This is a genomic window from Streptomyces sp. NPDC048436, assembly GCF_043200355.1.
Lineage (GTDB): Bacteria > Actinomycetota > Actinomycetes > Streptomycetales > Streptomycetaceae > Streptomyces.
The window spans coordinates 803026-820258 of the sequence record NZ_JBICXP010000002.1 but is presented as its reverse complement, the minus strand read 5'-3'; the positions used below and the strand labels follow the sequence as shown (position 1 = coordinate 820258).

The window sequence follows — 17233 nt, the reverse complement described above, 5'->3', positions numbered from 1 at the left end:
TACGGCTATGGGTGGGACGGAACATCTCGCTGTGCGGCGCGAAGGCGCCACACTGATACTCACGCTCAACCGGCCGGAGGCCAAGAACGCGCTCTCGCTGCCGATGCTGGTGGGCCTCTACGACGGGTGGGTGGCCGCCGACGAGGACGACGCGATCCGCTCCGTCGTGCTCACCGGCGCCGGCGGCGCCTTCTGCGCCGGCATGGACCTCAAGGCCCTCGCGGGCAAGGGGATGGACGGTGAGCGGTACCGGGACCGGATGAAGGCCGACCCCGATCTGCACTGGAAGGCGATGCTGCGCCACCACCGCCCCCGCAAACCCGTCATCGCCGCGGTCGAGGGGTACTGCGTCGCGGGCGGCACGGAGATCCTCCAGGGCACGGACATCCGCGTCGCGGGCGAGTCCGCGACGTTCGGCCTCTTCGAGGTCAAGCGCGGGCTGTTCCCGATCGGCGGGTCGACGGTGCGGCTGCCTCGGCAGATTCCCCGTACGCACGCGCTGGAGATGCTGCTCACCGGGCGCCCCTACTCGGCGGCCGAGGCCGCGGGCGTGGGGCTCATCGGCCACGTCGTGCCGGACGGCACCGCCCTGCAGAAGGCCCTCGCCATCGCCGAGCAGATCAACGCGTGCGGGCCGCTCGCCGTCGAGGCGGTCAAGGCGTCCGTGTACGAGGCCGCCGAGATGTCCGAGGCGGATGGCCTCGCGGCGGAGTTGAAACGGGGGTGGCCGATCTTTGACACCGCCGATGCGAAGGAGGGCTCCAGAGCCTTTGCGGAGAAACGGGACCCGGTGTTTCGGCGGGCCTAGGTCCGCTTCCACCTGCGGACCGGTGGGGGCTGGTCGCGCAGTTCCCCGCGCCCCTTAAGGGGCGCCCCCCCGCTCCCCTTCGGGGTGCCCCTTCGCTCCCCTCGACCAGAAACGGAGTTCCGCTGATGGCAACCGTTCCCTCACCGGAGGTGCTGCGTGCGCCTCTCGTCGTCGAGTTTCCCTTTACCCGGTCCCTCGGGCCCGTGCAGAGCGCCTTTCTCACCGGGCTGCGTGAGCGCACCGTGCTCGGGGTCAAGACCAGCGACGGGCGCACCCTCGTGCCGCCCGTCGAGTACGACCCCGTGACCGCCGAGGAGATACGCGACCTCGTCGAGGTCCACGCCACCGGCACCGTCACCACCTGGGCCTGGAACCACGAACCCCGCAGGGGACAGCCCCTTTCCGGGCCCTTCGCCTGGGTTCTGGTGAAGCTCGACGGCGCCGACACCGCTCTGCTGCACGCCCTGGACGCGCCCGGCCCCGACGCGGTCAGGAGCGGCATGCGCGTCCGGATCCGCTGGGCCGCCGAACGCACCGGCGCCATCACCGACATCGCCTGCTTTGAAGCGTACGAGGGGCAGGAGGCGGGAGGTGAAGTCGGGCCGCACGACGGGGTGTTCGGTGAGCCCGTCACCGGCATCGTCGCGCCCGCGCGCCTCGACTACACCTACTCCCCAGGCCGCGCCCAGACCAAGTACATCAACGCCCTCTCCGACCGCAGGACCGTCGGCGAACGCTGCCCCTCCTGCCACAAGGTCTACGTACCGCCCCGCGGCGCCTGCCCCACCTGCGGCGTCAGCACGACCGATGCGGTGGAGGTCGGGCCGCGCGGCACCGTCACCACGTACTGCATCGTCAACATCAAGGCGAAGAACCTCGACATCGAAGTGCCCTACGTCTACGCCCACATCGCCCTCGACGGCGCCGACCTCGCCCTGCACGCACGCATCGCGGGCATCCCCTACGACCAGGTGCGGATGGGCCTGCGCGTCGAGCCGGTGTGGACCGAGGGCGCTCGCTTCCCCGACCACTACCGGCCCACGGGCGAGCCGGACGCCGACTACGACGTGTACAAGGAGCTGGTGTAGATGCCGACCGCCAAGCCGTCCGTGATGCGGCCCGTCAGGGACATCGCCATCGTGGCCTTCGGTCAGACCGATCACCGGCGCTCCAGCGACGAGCACTCCGAGGTGGAGATGCTCATGCCGGTCCTGCACCAGGTCCTCGACGCCACCGGCCTCAAGACCAGCGACATCGGCTTCACCTGCTCCGGGTCCTCGGACTACCTCGCCGGGCGCGCCTTCTCCTTCACGATGGCGCTCGACGGGGTGGGGGCCTGGCCGCCGATCTCCGAGTCGCACGTCGAGATGGACGGGGCCTGGGCGCTGTACGAGGCGTGGACGAAGCTGCTCACGGGTGAGGCCGACACCGCGCTCGTCTACGCCTACGGCAAGTCGTCCCCCGGATCGGTACGAGACGTCCTGACCCGGCAGCTCGACCCGTACTACGTGGCGCCCCTGTGGCCCGACTCGGTGGCGCTCGCCGCGCTCCAGGCCCAAGCCCTGATCGACGCGGGGGACACCGACGAACCCGCGCTCGCCGGGGTCGCCGCGCGCAGCCGCGGGGACGCGTCCGCCAACTCCCATGCTCAGCTGAGCGGTTCGGTGCCGCAAGGTGAGTACGTCGTGCGTCCCCTGCGGACCGGTGACTGCCCGCCCATCGGTGACGGGGCGGCCGCCGTGATCCTCGCGGCGGGGGACCGGGCCCGTGAGCTGTGCGAGCGGCCCGCGTGGATCCGTGGCATCGACCACCGCATCGAAGCGCACAGCCTCGGCGTGCGCGACCTCACCGACTCGCCGTCCAGCCGTCTGGCCGCCGAGCGGGCCGGAGCTTTCGAACGCCCCGTGGACACCGCCGAGTTGCACGCACCGTTCACTTCCCAGGAGGTCGTCCTGAGGAAGGCGCTGAAGCTGGGCGATGACGTGTCGGTGAACCCGTCCGGGGGTGCGCTCGCAGCGAACCCCGTCATGGCCGCCGGTCTGATCCGGCTCGGCGAGGCCGCCGCCCGCATCCACCGGGGCGAGTCCGACCGCGCCCTCGCGCACGCCACATCCGGTCCCTGCCTCCAGCAGAACCTGGTCGCCGTCCTCGAAGGAGATGCGTCATGAGTGGGGTGGGCAAGGAGCCCGTGGCCGTCGTGGGAATCGGCCAGACCAAGCACGTCGCCGCCCGGCGGGACGTCTCCATCGCGGGCCTCGTCCGTGAGGCCGCCCAACAGGCCCTGGCGGACGCCGCGTTGACATGGTCCGACATCGATGCCGTCGTCATCGGCAAGGCGCCGGACTTCTTCGAGGGCGTCATGATGCCGGAGCTGTATCTCGCCGACGCGCTCGGCGCGGTGGGCAAACCCATGCTGCGCGTCCACACGGCGGGCTCCGTCGGCGGCTCCACGGCGCTGGTCGCCGCCAACCTCGTCGCGGGCCGCGTCCACGGCACCGTACTGACCCTCGCCTTCGAAAAGCAGTCGGAATCCAACGCGATGTGGGGGCTTTCCCTGCCCATCCCCTTCCAGCAGCCGCTCCTCGCGGGCGCCGGTGGCTTCTTCGCCCCGCACGTACGCGCGTACATGCGGCGCACCGGCGCACCCGACACGGTCGGCTCGCTCGTCGCGTACAAGGACCGCCGCAACGCCCTCAAGAACCCCTACGCGCACCTGCACGAGCAGGACATCACCCTGGAGAAGGTCCAGGCCTCGCCGATGCTCTGGGACCCGATCCGCTACTCCGAGACCTGCCCCTCATCCGACGGCGCCTGCGCCATGATCCTCACCGACCGCGCGGGCGCGGCCCGTTCGCCGCGGCCGGCCGCCTGGATGCACGGCGGCGCGATGCGCAGCGAGCCGACTCTCTTCGCGGGCAAGGACTTCGTGTCGCCGCAGGCGGGCAAGGACTGCGCGGCCGACGTCTACCGGCAGGCGGGCATCACCGACCCGAGGCGCGAGATCGACGCTGTGGAGATGTATGTGCCGTTCTCCTGGTACGAGCCGATGTGGCTGGAGAACCTGGGCTTCGCCGCGGAGGGCGAGGGCTGGAAACTGACCGAGTCGGGCGTCACCGAGCTCGACGGAGACCTGCCCGTCAACATGTCGGGCGGCGTCCTGTCCACCAATCCCATCGGCGCCTCTGGCATGATCCGCTTCGCCGAAGCGGCACTTCAGGTGCGCGGCCAGGCGGGCGAGCACCAGATCGACGGGGCCCGCAGGGCGCTCGGGCACGCCTACGGCGGCGGCTCGCAGTTCTTCTCCATGTGGCTGGTCGGGGCAGAGCCGCCCACGACCTGACGGGTCCGTGGTGCCGGACAGACGGCCGTCCTCCTTCCGCGGCCTGTCCGGCACCGGAACCGAAAGCTAGGCTGGCGGGCGGACGACGCATCGGGAGGAGCACGGACGTGGCCGAAGGCACCATTCAGCAGCATCCGCTCGCAGGTCAGCAGCGCCCGCTCGCGGGCTGGGACAAGCCGGAGCTCGACCTCAGCACCGCGGACTGGCAATCCAGCAGTGAGGGCCGGGGTGACGTGGAGATCGCCTTTGTGGAGGGTTTCATCGCGATGCGCAACGCGGGCCGCCCTGAAAGCCCGTCCCTGATCTTCACTCCGGCCGAGTGGGGAGCGTTCGTGCACGGCGCGCGGGCGGGGGAGTTCGATCTGACGTAGGCCGTGCGGGGTGTTGTGGCCCTCGTCTCCGGCTGTCGCGACAGCCCGCGGCTTCCGCCGTGCTGACCTGGTGACTTCGGACTCCGCCCGAGACCGGCCTCCTGAGTGAGGCCGCCTCCGGACGCGGGACCGGTCGACCTTGGCCAAGGGCCGGAGACGAGGAAGCCATGAGTGACGCCGTGCACGGCGATGCCCCCATCGCGCCGGTCGACGCACCCACCGCGCCGGTCGTGGTGGCCGTCGACGGTTCGGCCGGCAGCGACCACGCCCTGGACTGGGCGCTGACCGCCGCCCGGCTGCGCGGCGCGCGCTTGCGGATCGCGCATGTGCGGCAGTACGCGATGCCGCTGGCCGACGGGCCGCGCATGCCGACCATCGACCACCGCTCCGACGCCGATCCGGTGGTCGAGCGGGTGCGCGCGTCCCTGGTGGGACGTGCGGATCTGCCTCCCCTGGAGATCGAGGTCGTGGAGGGCACACCGGGCCGCGACATCCCGCGCCTCGGCGACGGGGCGCAGCTGCTGGTCCTCGGGTCGCGCGGGCGGGGCGGATTCGCCAGCCTGCTGCTCGGTTCGAACGGCCTCGCGTGTGCGCGGGAGGCGGCCTGCCCCGTGGTGGTGGTGCGGCCCGGCGATGAACCCGCGGCCGGTGCCCGGCCTTCCGTGGTGCTCGGGGTGGACGCCCTCTCCCCGCACGACGAGACGATCGGCTTCGCCTTCGCGGAGGCGGCGCTGCGGGGCGCGGTGCTCCGGGTCGTCTGCGCCTACCCCGGACCGGTACTCGTCTACACGGCCACCGGTGACTTCGTGACCTCGGCGGTCGCCGACGCGGCCACCGCGGCGCAGCACACGGAACTCGTGGGGGAGCAGCTCGCGCCCTTCCAGGGGCGGTATCCGCAGGTGGACGTCGTGAAGGAGGTCCTGCCGGGGGACGCGGCGGCGCTGCTGGTGGAGGCGTCGCGGGACGCCGGTCTCGTGGTGGTGGGGCGGCATCAGCGCAGGATGCCGCTGGGGAGGCTCGTGGGATCGGTGACCAACGCGGTGCTGTTGCATGCGGAGGGTGCGGTGGCGGTGGTGCCGTTCGGGGCCTCTCGATAAGGGCCTCTTGAGGTGGGGAGCCCCGGCCCCGCACCGCACGACTCACCTCAGCACCACGCACCCCCGCCCCTCCAGCCGCCGCAGCAGCTCCTCCGGTACGTCGACGTCGTTCCAGCGCAGGTCGAGCTTCTCCAGCGAGGGCAAGTCGCCGATCCACGGCGGGAGTTCACGCAGACGGTTGGACCGCAGGTCGAGTCTCCGCAGCAAGGGAAGATCGCGCAGCGCCCCCGGCACCGACGTGAACTCGTTCTCGCGCAACTCCAGTTCACGCAGCTGACGGAGGCGACGGACCGAGTGAGGGAGCGAAGTGAGGCGGTTGCCCCGCAGCCACAGCTCACGCAGGGCCGTGAGGTCACCGAGTGAGGAAGGCAGCGAGGCAAGGAGGTTGTGCTGGGCGCGCAGTTCCACCAAGGCCGTGAGCGAGCCAAAAGTGTCCGGCAAGGACGTCAGCCGGTTCTCGCCCACGTTCAGATACGTCAGCCGTCCCAGCCTGCCCAACGAGTCCGGCAACGACGTGAGGTGGTTGTCGTGGACGTAGAGGCATCGGCTCAGCGCCGAGAGGTCGCCCAGCTCGGGCGGGAGCTCGGCCAGCTGGTTGTGTCCCAGGTCCAGCGTGTGCAGCAGGGTCAGAGTGCCGATCCGTGCGGGGAGCCGCGTCAGCGCGTTGTCGGGCAGCAGCAGAGCCTCAAGGGACGGGTGCTGCCACACCTCGTCCGGGATCTCACTCAGCTCGCCGTGCCAGTAGGTGAGTACGTTGCTGACGCCGACCGTCACGTGAGATTCCCTTCGTCCGGAGCAGTTGACCTTAACCACCGCGGAAGCCGGGCGCGGCCGACGGAGCCTCTGTCGCCGAATCGGCTCCCGACCGGCCACACGGGCGTAATCTGAAGTGCCTGAAGGCCAAAGCGCCTGAAGGTCAAAGTGTCTGAAGGCCAAGGCGTGCGTCGCTAAAGCGCCCGGCGCACCACCGTGGCGGGGGGCGACCCATGGTTCAGCACATCACCCACGGCAGGCGGACCCTCTTCGAGCGTGAGAATGAACTCGCGGCAGTGGAAGAGGCGTTGAGCGAGCTGTGCGGTCTCTCGCGGGACGGTTACGAGCCCCCTGTCAGGCCCCGCGGCGCCCTCATCGCCTTCGCCGGGCGCGCGGGCATCGGCAAGACCTCCCTCCTCGCCGAGACGCGACGGCTCGCCGCGGCCAAGGGCTGCACCGTGGCCCTGGCACGCGGCGGCGACCTGGAGCAGAGCGTCGCCTTCCATGTGGCACGGCAGCTGGTGCAGCCGCTGCTCGCCTCGGTGCCGGACGCGGAACTACGCTCCGTGCTGGGGAGTTGGTATGACATCGTGGGCCCGGCCCTCGGCCTGTGCGCGCCATCGGACGGCGCGCCGCCCGACCCGCAGGGACTGCGCGACGGACTCGACTGGATGCTCACCCATCTCGCCGTGCAGCGCGCCCCGTTGGTGGTCGTCGTCGATGACGCACACTGGGCGGACGCCGAGTCGCTGAGCTGGCTCTCCGCCTTCGCGCCACGTGCCGAAGCCCTGCCGCTGCTGCTCGTCGTCGCCTACCGTCCCGAGGAACTGCCCGCCCACGCCGACGAGTTCAGGGGCCTTCCCGGGCGTGCGGGGCAGCGGCCCATCGGGCTCGAACCGCTCAGCGCCACCGCCGTGGCCCGCCTCGTACGCGACACGCTCGGCGCCCGCGCCGACGACGCGTTCTGCCGCGAATGCTGGGCGGTCACCGCGGGCAACCCCTTCGAGGCCGTCGAGCTGACCGCCAAGGTCCGTGACCGCGGGCTCACCCCCGACGAAGCCGGCGCGCATCTGCTGCGCGATCTCGCCGCCGCCGTGAAGGGCAACGGCCTCGTCGCCCGCCTGGAGCGGCTCGGCACCTCCACGGTCCGGTTCGCCTGGGCCTGCGCCGTCCTCGGCACCTCGATCTCCGCGTCGCTCGCCGCCGCCGTCGCCGGAATAGGCGAGCGGGAGTCCGCCGACTGCGCCGACCGGCTGCGCCGCGCCCGCGTCCTGACAGGCGCCGACACCCTGGAGTTCGTGCACCCGCTCATCGCCACCGCCGTCTACCGCGCCATCCCCGGCGGCGTGCGCGTCGCCCTGCACGGCCAGGCCGCCTGGGCCGTCGTCAACGCGGGGCTCGGCGCGTCCGCCGCAGCCCGCCATCTCCTCGAAGTCCACCCCGACGGCGACACCTGGGTGGTGCAGCAACTACGCGCCGCCGCCCGCGAGACCGTCCGCGCGGGCGCCCCCGACGCGGCCCGCCGCTATCTCGCCCGCGCCCTGCGCGAACCCCCGCCCTGGGAGGACCGCGCGGCCGTCCTCTACGAACTCGGCTGCTCCTCCCTCCTCACCGAACCGGCGACGACCGTCAACCATCTGCGTGCCGCCCTGGAAGAGCCCATCACCGACCCGCGCCTGCGCCACGGCATCGTCTACCGCCTCTCCCAGGTCCTCGCCCACGCCGACCGGCTCGAAGAAGCCTCCGACGTGCTCGCCCGCCAGATCCGCCTCACCAGTGATCCGCGGGTACGGATCCGGATGCACGCCGAGCAGTTCATGTGGGACGCCTTCCGTGCCGACGAGCCGGACTCGCCCGCCCGCTCCCGGCGTCTGACCCGCCTCGCCGACCGGCTGCCGGGCGGCGACCTCACCGAGCGGTACATCATCGGGCTCCGCGCCTGGGACGCCACGCTGCGCGCCGAACCCGCCCAGACCGCCGTCCGGCACGCCGAGCGCGCCCTGGTCGGCGGGCTCGGCTGGGCCGAGGAGGACAGGGGCTTCGAAGTGCCCGTCCTCGTCGCGCTCACCTTCCTCTACGCCGACCGGCCGGGCCGGGCCGAGGAACTGTTCGCCGCGGGGATCGCCGACTTCGAACGCCAGGGCTGGCGCGGCGCCCACCTGTCGTTCGGATACACACTCCTCGCGTACATACGCTTCAGGCGTGGCCGCCTCGCCGAAGCCGAGGACTTCGTGCGCGCCGGGCTGCGGATCGCCGAGCGCGTGGGCCCGGGAACGCCCGCGCACTGGTACGCCGTCGGCATCCTCATCGAGATCCTGCTCGCCCGAGGCCGCGTCGCCGAGGCCACCCGCACCGCCGAGGAGTACGGCTTCGGGCCGCCGTTCCCCGCGGCCGTCGTCTTCCCCGACGCACAGGCCGTGTACGGAGAACTGCTGCTCGCCCGCGGCCTCACCAAGGACGCCGAGGCCGAACTCGCCGCCGCCGGCCGCCGCCTCGACCCGCGCGGCATGCGCAACCCCGCCTGGTGCCCCTGGCAGCTCCACCTCGCGCTCGCCGAGGCCGAAGACGCCCCGGAGCGCGCGCTCGCCACCGCGTACGAAGCGGTCAGGCGCGCCCGCAGGTTCGCCACCGCGTCGGCGGTAGGCCAAGCCCTGCGCATCACCGCCGAGGTCGCGTCGGGCTCGGCGCGCGTCAAGCTCCTGGAGGAGTCCGTCAGCCACCTGGAGCGATCGCCCGCCGCGTACGAACTCGCCTGCGCCCTGGTCGCCCTGGGCACCGAGCTGCGCCGCGCGGGCCGCCCCAAGGACGCCGCCGACCCCCTCTACCGCGGGCTCGACGGAGCCGTCCAGTGCGGAGCCGACGGCCTGGTCGAGCGGGCCCGCGACGAGCTGGCGGCGGCAGGACTCCGCCCCCGTCTGCTGCACAGCACCGAGACGGACGCGCTCACCGCCCGTGAACGCAGCGCCGCCGCGCTCACCGTCCGCGGCGAGTCCGCCGCACGCGTCGCCGAGGAACTGCACACCGACGAGCCGACCGTCGTACGGCTGCTGTCCGCCGTGTACCGGAAAGTGGGAACGGATCAGTCAGGTCTCGCCGCCGCACTCGGCACTCCGCGGCCCCACTGACCTCCCGCTGAACAGCTGTCCACCCCGCGGAACGCCCGCCACTGACCGGCGCCGCCCCCGCGCCGACAAGCACCGCGGGCCACGTACCATTGGCGCATGTCCTTCCTCCGCCGCCGCAGCTCCGCCACTCCCGCCGGCCCGGACTTCGATGTCCTCGCCATGGACCCGGGAGACTGGCCCGGCAACCTCGGCGCGGGCCTGCTGCCCGCGCCCGACGGCAGCTGCCAGGGCGTCTTCCTGCGCTACGACCTCTTCGGCGGCCGCGGCCCCGCGATGATCATCGGCAATCTGCCCGAGGGCTCCCCGGCGCGCGAGACGGCCGACGACGAGGTGCCCTTCGAAGTGGCCCAGCTGCTGCTCGCGCTGGAGAACGACGAGGAGGTCACCATCGTCACCACCGAGGACATGCCGGTGATGCAGGGCGACAACCTCCTCATCGTGCGCCGCCTCAAGCTCTCCGAAAGCCGCGTCTCCTGCGTGCAGTTCGACCGCAGCGACGGCGTCCTGGTCACCATCGCCGCCTGGGACCGGCCGATCACCGACGATCTGTACGCCCTCCTGAAGCCGCTGCCCGCGGAGCTCTTCCAGCAGGGCTGAACCACCCGGGACCACCGCGGTCCGCCGACCCACCCCTGATGCCCGAGGGGTGGGTTTTGTCATGCGCCTTGCCAGGCCAGTCATCGGACTTTTAACGTGAGCGGTCATGACTCCCGGGATCTCGCGAAGAACCACGATGAAGTCCGCCGTCGGCGGAGCGGCCGTGCTGGCGGCGGGTGGAGGCGTATTCGCCGACACCGCGTCCGCAGCTGAGAGCAAGGGCGGGGATACGGAAAGCCGAGATACCTCCGATGAATCACGGCTCTGGTATGCGGCGCCCGCCGCCGACTGGGAGCGTGAGGCGCTCCCCATCGGCAATGGCGCACTCGGCGCCATGGTCTTCGGCACCCTCGCCTCCGAGCGCCTCCAGTTCAACGAGAAGACCCTGTGGACCGGCGGCCCCGGCTCCCGCGAGGGCTACGACTTCGGCAACTGGCGCGAGGCGAGGCCCGGCGCCCTCGACGCGGTGCGCGACGAGCTCGACGAGAAGGGCGCCCTCGACCCCGACGCGGTCACGGCGAAGCTGGGCCAGTCGCGCCGTGGCTACGGCGCCCACCAGACCTTCGGCGATCTGCGTCTCGACCTGGCCGACACCCCCGACGCGCCCGGCGCCACGTACCGCCGCGCCCTCGACCTCCGCCGGGGCCTCGCGACCGTCACGTACACCCATGGAGAGGTCCGTCACGAGCGGGAGTTCTTCGCCTCGTACCCGGACGGCGTGATCGTCGGACGCCTCACCGCCTCCCGCCCCGCGAGCGTCACCTGCACCCTGCGGTACACCTCACCTCGCGCGGACTTCACCGCGAAGGCCGACGGCGGCCGCATCGTCGTACGCGGTGAACTCGCCGACAACGGCCTGAAGTTCGAGGCGCAGCTGCGTGTCGTGCACCAGGGCGGCACACGCACGGAGAACGCGGACGGCAGCATCACCGTGAGTGGCGCCGACCACCTCTGGTTCGCGCTCGCCGCAGGCACCGACTACGCCGACACCTACCCCGACTACCGCGGCGACGACCCGCACGCCACCGTCACCCGCACCGTCGACCAGGCCATCGCCAAGGGCCACGGCGCGCTGCGCGCCCGCCACCTGCGCGACCATGGCGATCTGTTCGGCCGGGTCGGTCTCGACATCGGCCAGAGCGCCACCGCCGACGTCCCGACCGACCAGCTCCTCAAGGGCTACGGGACAGGAGCGAGCGCCGCCGACCGGGCCCTGGAAGCCCTCTACTTCCAGTACGGCCGCTATCTCCTCATCGCCTCTTCCCGCGCGGGATCGCTGCCCGCGAACCTCCAGGGCGTGTGGAACAACAGCACCAGTCCGCCCTGGTCGGCCGATTACCACACCAACATCAACCTCCAGATGAACTACTGGCCCGCCGAGGCCGCCAACCTCGCCGAGACCACCGCCCCCTACGACCGCTTCGTCGAGGCGCTGCGCGCGCCCGGACGGCGTACGGCGAAGGAGATGTTCGGCTCGCGCGGCTGGGTGGTGCACAACGAGACCAACCCCTACGGCTTCACGGGTGTCCACGACTGGGCGACCGCGTTCTGGTTCCCGGAAGCCGCCGCCTGGCTCACCGCGCAGCTCTACGAGCACTACCGCTTCGGCGGCTCCACGGACTATCTGCGCTCCACCGCCTATCCGGTGATGAAGGAGGCCGCCGAGTTCTGGCTCGACAACCTCCGCACGGACCCGCGCGACGGCGCCCTCGTCGTCACCCCCAGCTACTCGCCCGAGCACGGCGACTTCACCGCCGGTGACTCCATGGCCCAGCAGATCGTCCACGACCTGCTCACCAACACCCTGGAAGCGGCCCGCGTACTCGGCGACTCGGCCGCCTTCCGCGCCGAAGTGGAGAGCGCGCTCGGCAAGCTCGACCCAGGCCTGCGCGTCGGCTCCTGGGGTCAACTCCAGGAGTGGAAAGCCGATTTGGACTCAAAGACAGACGACCACCGGCACGTCTCCCACCTCTACGGCCTGCACCCGGGGCGCCAGATCAAGCCCGGCAGTAAGTGGGCCGACGCCGCGAAGGTCTCCCTCACCGCGCGCGGCGACGGCGGCACCGGCTGGTCCAAGGCGTGGAAGGTCAACTTCTGGGCGCGCCTGCGCGACGGCGACCACGCGCACAAGATGCTGAGCGAGCAGCTCAAGTCCTCGACGCTGCCCAACCTCTGGGACACCCACCCGCCGTTCCAGATCGACGGCAACTTCGGCGCCACCGCGGGCATCGTGGAGATGCTCCTGCAGAGCCAGTACGACGTCATCGAGGTGCTGCCCGCGTTGCCCGCGAGCTGGCCCGAGGGGTCCGTGCGCGGCCTGCGGGCGCGCGGCGGGGCGCGGCTCGACATCGACTGGTCCGGCGGGCGCGCCACACGCATCGTGCTCACGGCGACCCGGACACGTGAACTCACCGTACGCAGCGGCCTGTTGAAGGGCGGCGAGAAGACCATCAAGGTGCGCGCGGGACAGCGCTACGTCTTCGACTGAGCCCGGCTCGCAAGGGCCGCGCACACGTCGGGGCCGGGCCTGCCTCCACGCAGACCCGGCCCCGACCGCCATCGGCAGCTCTAGGAGCCCGACGACACCACCTGTACGTCGGCCGCCCGCACATACGCCACGCGGTGCCCGAACTGGATCTCGTAGTACATGTCCTTGCCGCGCACCACCTTGTGCGGTGCCGTGTCGAACGTCGGCGCGTAGAAGTACTCGCCCGGCACCTTGTCGCCGATCGCGTACTTCTGACCGGCCAGAAGCTTGTACGGCAGCGGCGTGACCGGCTGTACGGGGACACCCTCCGGGTACGCGGCCTTCTCGGGGTAGGCACGTCCGTACACCGGTACGTCCGCCGCGTCGCCCTTCGGTGTCACCACGGGCCCGGTCGCGTCGACGGCGGTCGGCTGCTTCTTCGGGTTCTTGAACCAGGCCTTCTGGCCGAGATACCAGACGGCCGTCCAGTCACCCTCGCGGCCGGCGACCGCGTACTTCTGGCCGGTGGAGAGCCGCGCGCCGATGTCGTTCACGCCGGTCGTCGAGGCGCCGCCGCCGGGACGCAGGCCGATGTCCTTGATCAGCGGCGCGTCGTCACGCGGTTCGGTGTGCACCCGCACCGCGGCCGAACCGTGCGTCGCGCACGTCTCGCCGGCCTTGACGCAGCCCGTGTACTCCGGGCGATTCTTGGAGTACTCGGGAGCCACCGTCACCAGGCCGCCGTTCGGGCCCGCCGTGCGCTTGAACGGCTTGCCCATCAGCGTGAAGTAGTGCTGCCAGTCCCAGTAGGGGCCGGGGTCGGTGTGCATGCCCGGGATCGTCGACGGCAGCGTGCCCGGGACGTTGTCGTGGCCGATGATGTGCTGGCGGTCCAGCGGGATGACGTACTTCTTGGCGAGATACTTCACCAGACGCGCCGACGAGCGGTACATCGCCTCCGTGTACCAGGTGTCGGGCGCCGTCAGGAAGCCCTCGTGCTCCAGGCCGATCGACTTGGAGTTCACGTACCAGTTACCCGCGTGCCAGGCGACGTCCTTGGCCTTCACGTGCTGGGCGATGTGACCGTCGGTGGAGCGCAGGGTGTACTGCCAGGACACGTACGTCGGGTCCTGCACCAAGTTGAGGACACCCTCCCAGGTGCCCTCGGTGTCGTGGATGACGATGGTGTCGATGCTCTGGCTCTTGGGCCGGTCCGACAGGTCGTGGTTGCCGTAGTCGTCGTTGCCCTGCGGGTCCTTGAACTCCTCGTACGGCGCCGGAATCCACTCGCACGACACGGTCGCCGGGCACTCGGTCTCGCCCGTCGGAGCCTTCCGCAGTCCCATGCTCCGCACCTGCGCGGCGTCCGGCTCGAGGCCGCTGTCCGCGGCGAGCGCCACATGCTGCCCGGAGTCCGTGGTGCGCGACTGCCCGTCATGGATCACGGCGAAGACATCGTTGGCGTAGGTCGCGGCGGTGGCCTGGTCATCGGCGCCGGAGAAGCGGGCGACCGCGCCGTACCAGTCGGCCGGGTCGTCGCTCAGCGGCTTGCCGAGCTTCTTCTGCGCGGCGGCGAGCAGGGCGGCGCCGCCGCGCACGTTGGCGGCCGGGTCGGAGCGCAGACGCTCGGCGGACTGCCCGCTGAGTTCGGCCGCGCGGGGCAACGTCTTGAAACGGGCCGGGATTTGGGAGCTCTCCGGCAGCTTCGCCTCGGCCGGGGCCTTCGGCAGGAGGACACCACGGGAGTCGTCGCCGCGCGGGTCCTCCTTGCCCTCGCTGTGGTGCGGGGCGCCGGCGATGGCGGTGCGCGCGTCGGTGAGGTGCATCGGGCCGTAGCCGCCGGTCACGCTCGGCGCGCCGCCGTGCGCGTCCCAGCGGGACTGCAGATACGAGACCCCGAGCAGCACGCTCTGCGGGACCTCGTACTCGGCGGCGGCAGCGGCGAACGCGCCCTGCAACCGCGAGGGATCGTCGGACGACGACGAGGAAGGGGAGGAAGACGGCGCGGCGCCGAGCAGCGGAAGCAGCAGACCGGCGGAGACAAGGGCGCCCGCGGTTCTGACGGCGCGTCTGCGCGCGGCAGGGGTGCGGGCGGTGACGGATCCTCGCAATGCAGCCTCCTGGGACGGTGATGCGTGATGGGGCGTGCGGGGCCGGGCGGTGCGTCAGTGGTACCGGCTGGCCGACGATCCGTCAATCATGCCCAGGAGAATGCCCAGGAGCAGGAATTTCCCATGTCAGCGCGGGTTCCGGCGGGTTTCGCCCCGAGAGGCCGCACGGCCTGCGACGCGTCACTGGAATGGACCAATGAGCAGCACGAGCACTCAGGCGAACCGGCGTACGAAGGTCAGTGCCGTGTCCGCGACCTCCTGCCAGCGGCCGTCGATCGTCAGGGCGTGGTCGCGGCCGGCCATCTCCTTGATCTCGGTGACCCCGGAGTTGCGCTTCTGCTTCTTGTACGCGCCGTTGGCCAGCGCCCAGGGGATGGCGTGGTCCTTCTCGCCGGAAATGATCAGGAGGGGGCCGCGCGACGGGTTGCGGCAGTCCGCCTTCATCTCCGTGCGGGGGTTGAGGTTGGCCGCCGCCGCCTGGAAGAGCGGGGCGCAGGGGGCCGGGACCGCGTACCTCTCGTAGAGTTCCCTGGACTCCCGCTCGCTGACGGCGTTGGCGTAGGCGTAGCGCCACTGCTCGAAGGTCAGCGACAGCGCACGAGTCCGGTTGGCCGGGTTGCTGATCACCGGGCGCAGCGTACGCAGCGTCGACACGGGCAGCGCCAGGATGCCGCGGAACGGCACCGGGTCGATCGCCACCGACGCGGCGCAGAGACCGCGCCCCGCGAGGATCTGCGTCAGCAGACCGCCGACCGAGTGCCCGACGACGGCCGGCTTGCGGTCCAGGCCGTCGATCAGGCCGGCCAGGTGATCGGCGATCCGCCCGACGGTCTTGCCCGCGAGCACGTCGGGCCGCTCCCTGGCCTCGGCCACCGTCTCCGGGTCGTCGGGCCAGGAGAGGGCGACGGGGGCATATCCGGCGGCCTCGAAGTGGGCCGTCCAGGAGTCCCAGCTGCTGGGCAACATCCATAAACCGTGGACGAACACGACCGGGACGCGGTCGGTCGCGGCGTTGGCGCGGTCGATCTGCTGTGCGTCGGTGAGGGACATAGCCTGAAGTTACGGGCGTGAGTCCCCCTGCGATATAGGGCAGTTCGAGCTATGGCCGGTGTCGCGCGGTGCTTGTCCGGTCTACGCGGAGACCGCGTCACCACGTCATAGTCATCCGGTAGTCGCCGGGGGCATACGAAGGCCCGCAGTGCGCCGCTGTCCAGACGCACTGCGGGCCGTCATCCCCGTCAGCGAGTACCAACCGCCGCGCGCACGGCCCGACGGGCCAGCTGGCAGTCGTCGTGCAACCGCCTGAGCAGCAGCCGCTGTTCCTCACCGGACGGCGCAGCACCGGGGTGGGCCGGGCCCGGTGCAGCCGGGGTCGAGTCGTGCATCGAGCGTTGCACGGCCATCTCGTACGTCCGGATCTCCCGGGTCAGTACGAGCATCAGGTTGACCAGGAACGCGTCGCGCGCCGCCGTCCCCTGCTCCTGCGCCAGCTGACTGATCTCACGCCGCGCCACCGGTGCGTCACCAAGCACCGTCCACAGCGTCGCCAGGTCATAGCCCGGCAGATACCAGCCCGCGTGCTCCCAGTCCACGAACACCGGACCGGCGGGCGACAGCAGGATGTTCGAAAGGAGCGCGTCGCCGTGGCAGAACTGCCACGTGCCGTGCTGCCCGGCCGAGTGCGCGATGCCGTGCAGAAGCTTCTGCAGGTCACCCATGTCCCGGTCGGTGAGCAGGCCCAGCTCATGGAAGCGGGAGATCCGCTTGCCGTAGTCCATGGGCCTGCCGAACAGGTCCTGCGGTGGCCGCCAGTGGTTGAGGTGGCGGATCGCGTTGAGCGCCAACCTCACATCTGCCCGTGGTGGCGGCTCCACGGGATGCCGCGACAGCGCCGCGACGCGGCCCTGCATCCGCTCGATCACCAGCGTGCAGTCCTCGGGATCCGCGGCGATGAGCCGCGGCGCCCTGACCGGAGGACGGTGCCGGACGAACGAGCGGTAGGCCGCTATCTCGTGCCGGATCCGCTCGGCCCACACGGGGGAGTGATCGAGTAAACACTTGGCGATCGCGGTGCTGCGTCCTGTTGTTCCCACGAGCAGTACGGTGCGTCCGCTGCGGCGGAGCACCTGTACCGGATTGAACTCGGGACAGATGCGGTGCACCGAGGCGATCGCGGTGCGCAGTTGCGCCCCCTGGGGGCCGGACAAGTCGAGTCTCCCGCTGAGCGGTTGCGTGCCGGCCCCCGGGACGCGCCGCGGTCGGCCGGTGCCGAGCGACCCGGCCGCGGGACGCGCGGGCTCCAGATACGGGCCGCTGCCGGGCTGGCGGCTGTGCAGTGGCCGGGGCGGGGCGGACACGGAGGACGATGCTGTGTACATGGGCGATACAGATCCCTTCGTGTGCCTGCGAGTTGTTGCGCCTCCCGCCCCGGTCTCCTTGGGAGCACCCTGGGGAATGTCCCGCGGTGGACCGGGTCGGGGTGGCGCATTCCTACCTGACACCCGGCGTCCCCTGGCACACCATGTGGCGCACCCTGGCGAACCCTGGCGAATAGTCGCTCAGCA

Annotated in this window: 13 protein-coding genes; 9 read left to right on the top strand and 4 right to left on the bottom strand. The window is 71.3% G+C overall.

Features of this window, described 5'->3' with window-relative positions:
* Positions 1-7: 7 nt before the first annotated feature.
* The 6 genes from ACGFX9_RS10120 to ACGFX9_RS10095 all read left to right on the top strand — a co-directional run bounded on the left by ACGFX9_RS10120 (position 8) and on the right by ACGFX9_RS10095 (position 5616).
* Positions 8-808: a crotonase/enoyl-CoA hydratase family protein gene (locus ACGFX9_RS10120; RefSeq protein ID WP_393467649.1), complete on the top strand. Its 801-nt coding sequence runs from the start codon at positions 8-10 to the stop codon at positions 806-808.
* 125 nt (positions 809-933) lie between these two features.
* On the top strand, positions 934-1896 hold the full coding sequence (locus ACGFX9_RS10115) for a Zn-ribbon domain-containing OB-fold protein (RefSeq protein ID WP_393467646.1): 963 nt from the start codon (positions 934-936) through the stop codon (positions 1894-1896).
* A complete protein-coding gene (locus ACGFX9_RS10110) occupies positions 1897-2976 on the top strand; it encodes a thiolase domain-containing protein (protein ID WP_393467643.1) in 1080 nt (359 codons plus the stop codon).
* Between the two features lie 5 nt (positions 2977-2981).
* Positions 2982-4148, top strand: a complete 1167-nt coding sequence (locus ACGFX9_RS10105) for a thiolase domain-containing protein (RefSeq protein ID WP_393468341.1) — start codon at positions 2982-2984, stop codon at positions 4146-4148.
* A gap of 107 nt (positions 4149-4255) precedes the next feature.
* Positions 4256-4519 (top strand): DUF397 domain-containing protein, encoded by a 264-nt coding sequence (locus tag ACGFX9_RS10100; RefSeq protein ID WP_336605706.1) that lies wholly within the window; start codon positions 4256-4258, stop codon positions 4517-4519.
* Positions 4520-4686: 167 nt separating this feature from the next.
* Positions 4687-5616, top strand: coding sequence for a universal stress protein (locus tag ACGFX9_RS10095; protein WP_393467635.1), 930 nt, complete (start codon positions 4687-4689; stop codon positions 5614-5616).
* A 42-nt stretch (positions 5617-5658) separates the two neighbouring features.
* Here the strand turns inward: ACGFX9_RS10095 and ACGFX9_RS10090 are convergent, their stop codons facing one another.
* The gene (locus tag ACGFX9_RS10090) at positions 5659-6390 is read right to left on the bottom strand and encodes a leucine-rich repeat domain-containing protein (protein WP_393467632.1); all 732 of its coding nucleotides are present in this window, start codon (positions 6388-6390) and stop codon (positions 5659-5661) included.
* Positions 6391-6602: 212 nt separating this feature from the next.
* Between ACGFX9_RS10090 and ACGFX9_RS10085 the strand changes: the two genes are divergently transcribed.
* The 3 genes from ACGFX9_RS10085 to ACGFX9_RS10075 all read left to right on the top strand — a co-directional run bounded on the left by ACGFX9_RS10085 (position 6603) and on the right by ACGFX9_RS10075 (position 12579).
* On the top strand, positions 6603-9494 hold the full coding sequence (locus ACGFX9_RS10085; RefSeq protein ID WP_393467629.1) for an ATP-binding protein: 2892 nt from the start codon (positions 6603-6605) through the stop codon (positions 9492-9494).
* 96 nt (positions 9495-9590) lie between these two features.
* Positions 9591-10091, top strand: a complete 501-nt coding sequence (locus tag ACGFX9_RS10080; protein WP_393467626.1) for a hypothetical protein — start codon at positions 9591-9593, stop codon at positions 10089-10091.
* 106 nt (positions 10092-10197) lie between these two features.
* Complete coding sequence (locus ACGFX9_RS10075) at positions 10198-12579, top strand: glycoside hydrolase N-terminal domain-containing protein (RefSeq protein WP_393467617.1); 2382 nt, start codon at positions 10198-10200, stop codon at positions 12577-12579.
* An 80-nt stretch (positions 12580-12659) separates the two neighbouring features.
* Here the strand turns inward: ACGFX9_RS10075 and ACGFX9_RS10070 are convergent, their stop codons facing one another.
* From ACGFX9_RS10070 to ACGFX9_RS10060, 3 genes are all read right to left on the bottom strand, one after another.
* A complete protein-coding gene (locus tag ACGFX9_RS10070; RefSeq protein ID WP_393467614.1) occupies positions 12660-14669 on the bottom strand; it encodes an N-acetylmuramoyl-L-alanine amidase in 2010 nt (669 codons plus the stop codon).
* A 213-nt stretch (positions 14670-14882) separates the two neighbouring features.
* Positions 14883-15719 carry an alpha/beta hydrolase gene (locus ACGFX9_RS10065; protein WP_393467612.1) on the bottom strand — a complete coding sequence of 279 codons (837 nt, stop codon included), beginning with the start codon at positions 15717-15719 and terminating at the stop codon, positions 14883-14885.
* A gap of 188 nt (positions 15720-15907) precedes the next feature.
* Positions 15908-17047 (bottom strand): aminoglycoside phosphotransferase family protein, encoded by a 1140-nt coding sequence (locus ACGFX9_RS10060; RefSeq protein ID WP_393467607.1) that lies wholly within the window; start codon positions 17045-17047, stop codon positions 15908-15910.
* Positions 17048-17233: the final 186 nt, after the last annotated feature.

Excerpts from the sequence above, each read along its gene's own strand:
- ACGFX9_RS10060 (WP_393467607.1), bottom strand. The coding sequence starts at position 17,047 with ATGTACACAGCATCGTCCTCCGTGTCCGCCCCGCCCCGGCCACTGCAC.
- ACGFX9_RS10115 (WP_393467646.1), top strand. The coding sequence starts at position 934 with ATGGCAACCGTTCCCTCACCGGAGGTGCTGCGTGCGCCTCTCGTCGTC.
- ACGFX9_RS10095 (WP_393467635.1), top strand. The coding sequence starts at position 4,687 with ATGAGTGACGCCGTGCACGGCGATGCCCCCATCGCGCCGGTCGACGCA.
- ACGFX9_RS10085 (WP_393467629.1), top strand. The coding sequence starts at position 6,603 with ATGGTTCAGCACATCACCCACGGCAGGCGGACCCTCTTCGAGCGTGAG.
- ACGFX9_RS10075 (WP_393467617.1), top strand. The coding sequence starts at position 10,198 with ATGACTCCCGGGATCTCGCGAAGAACCACGATGAAGTCCGCCGTCGGC.
- ACGFX9_RS10065 (WP_393467612.1), bottom strand. The coding sequence starts at position 15,719 with ATGTCCCTCACCGACGCACAGCAGATCGACCGCGCCAACGCCGCGACC.
- ACGFX9_RS10080 (WP_393467626.1), top strand. The coding sequence starts at position 9,591 with ATGTCCTTCCTCCGCCGCCGCAGCTCCGCCACTCCCGCCGGCCCGGAC.
- ACGFX9_RS10110 (WP_393467643.1), top strand. The coding sequence starts at position 1,897 with ATGCCGACCGCCAAGCCGTCCGTGATGCGGCCCGTCAGGGACATCGCC.
- ACGFX9_RS10120 (WP_393467649.1), top strand. The coding sequence starts at position 8 with ATGGGTGGGACGGAACATCTCGCTGTGCGGCGCGAAGGCGCCACACTG.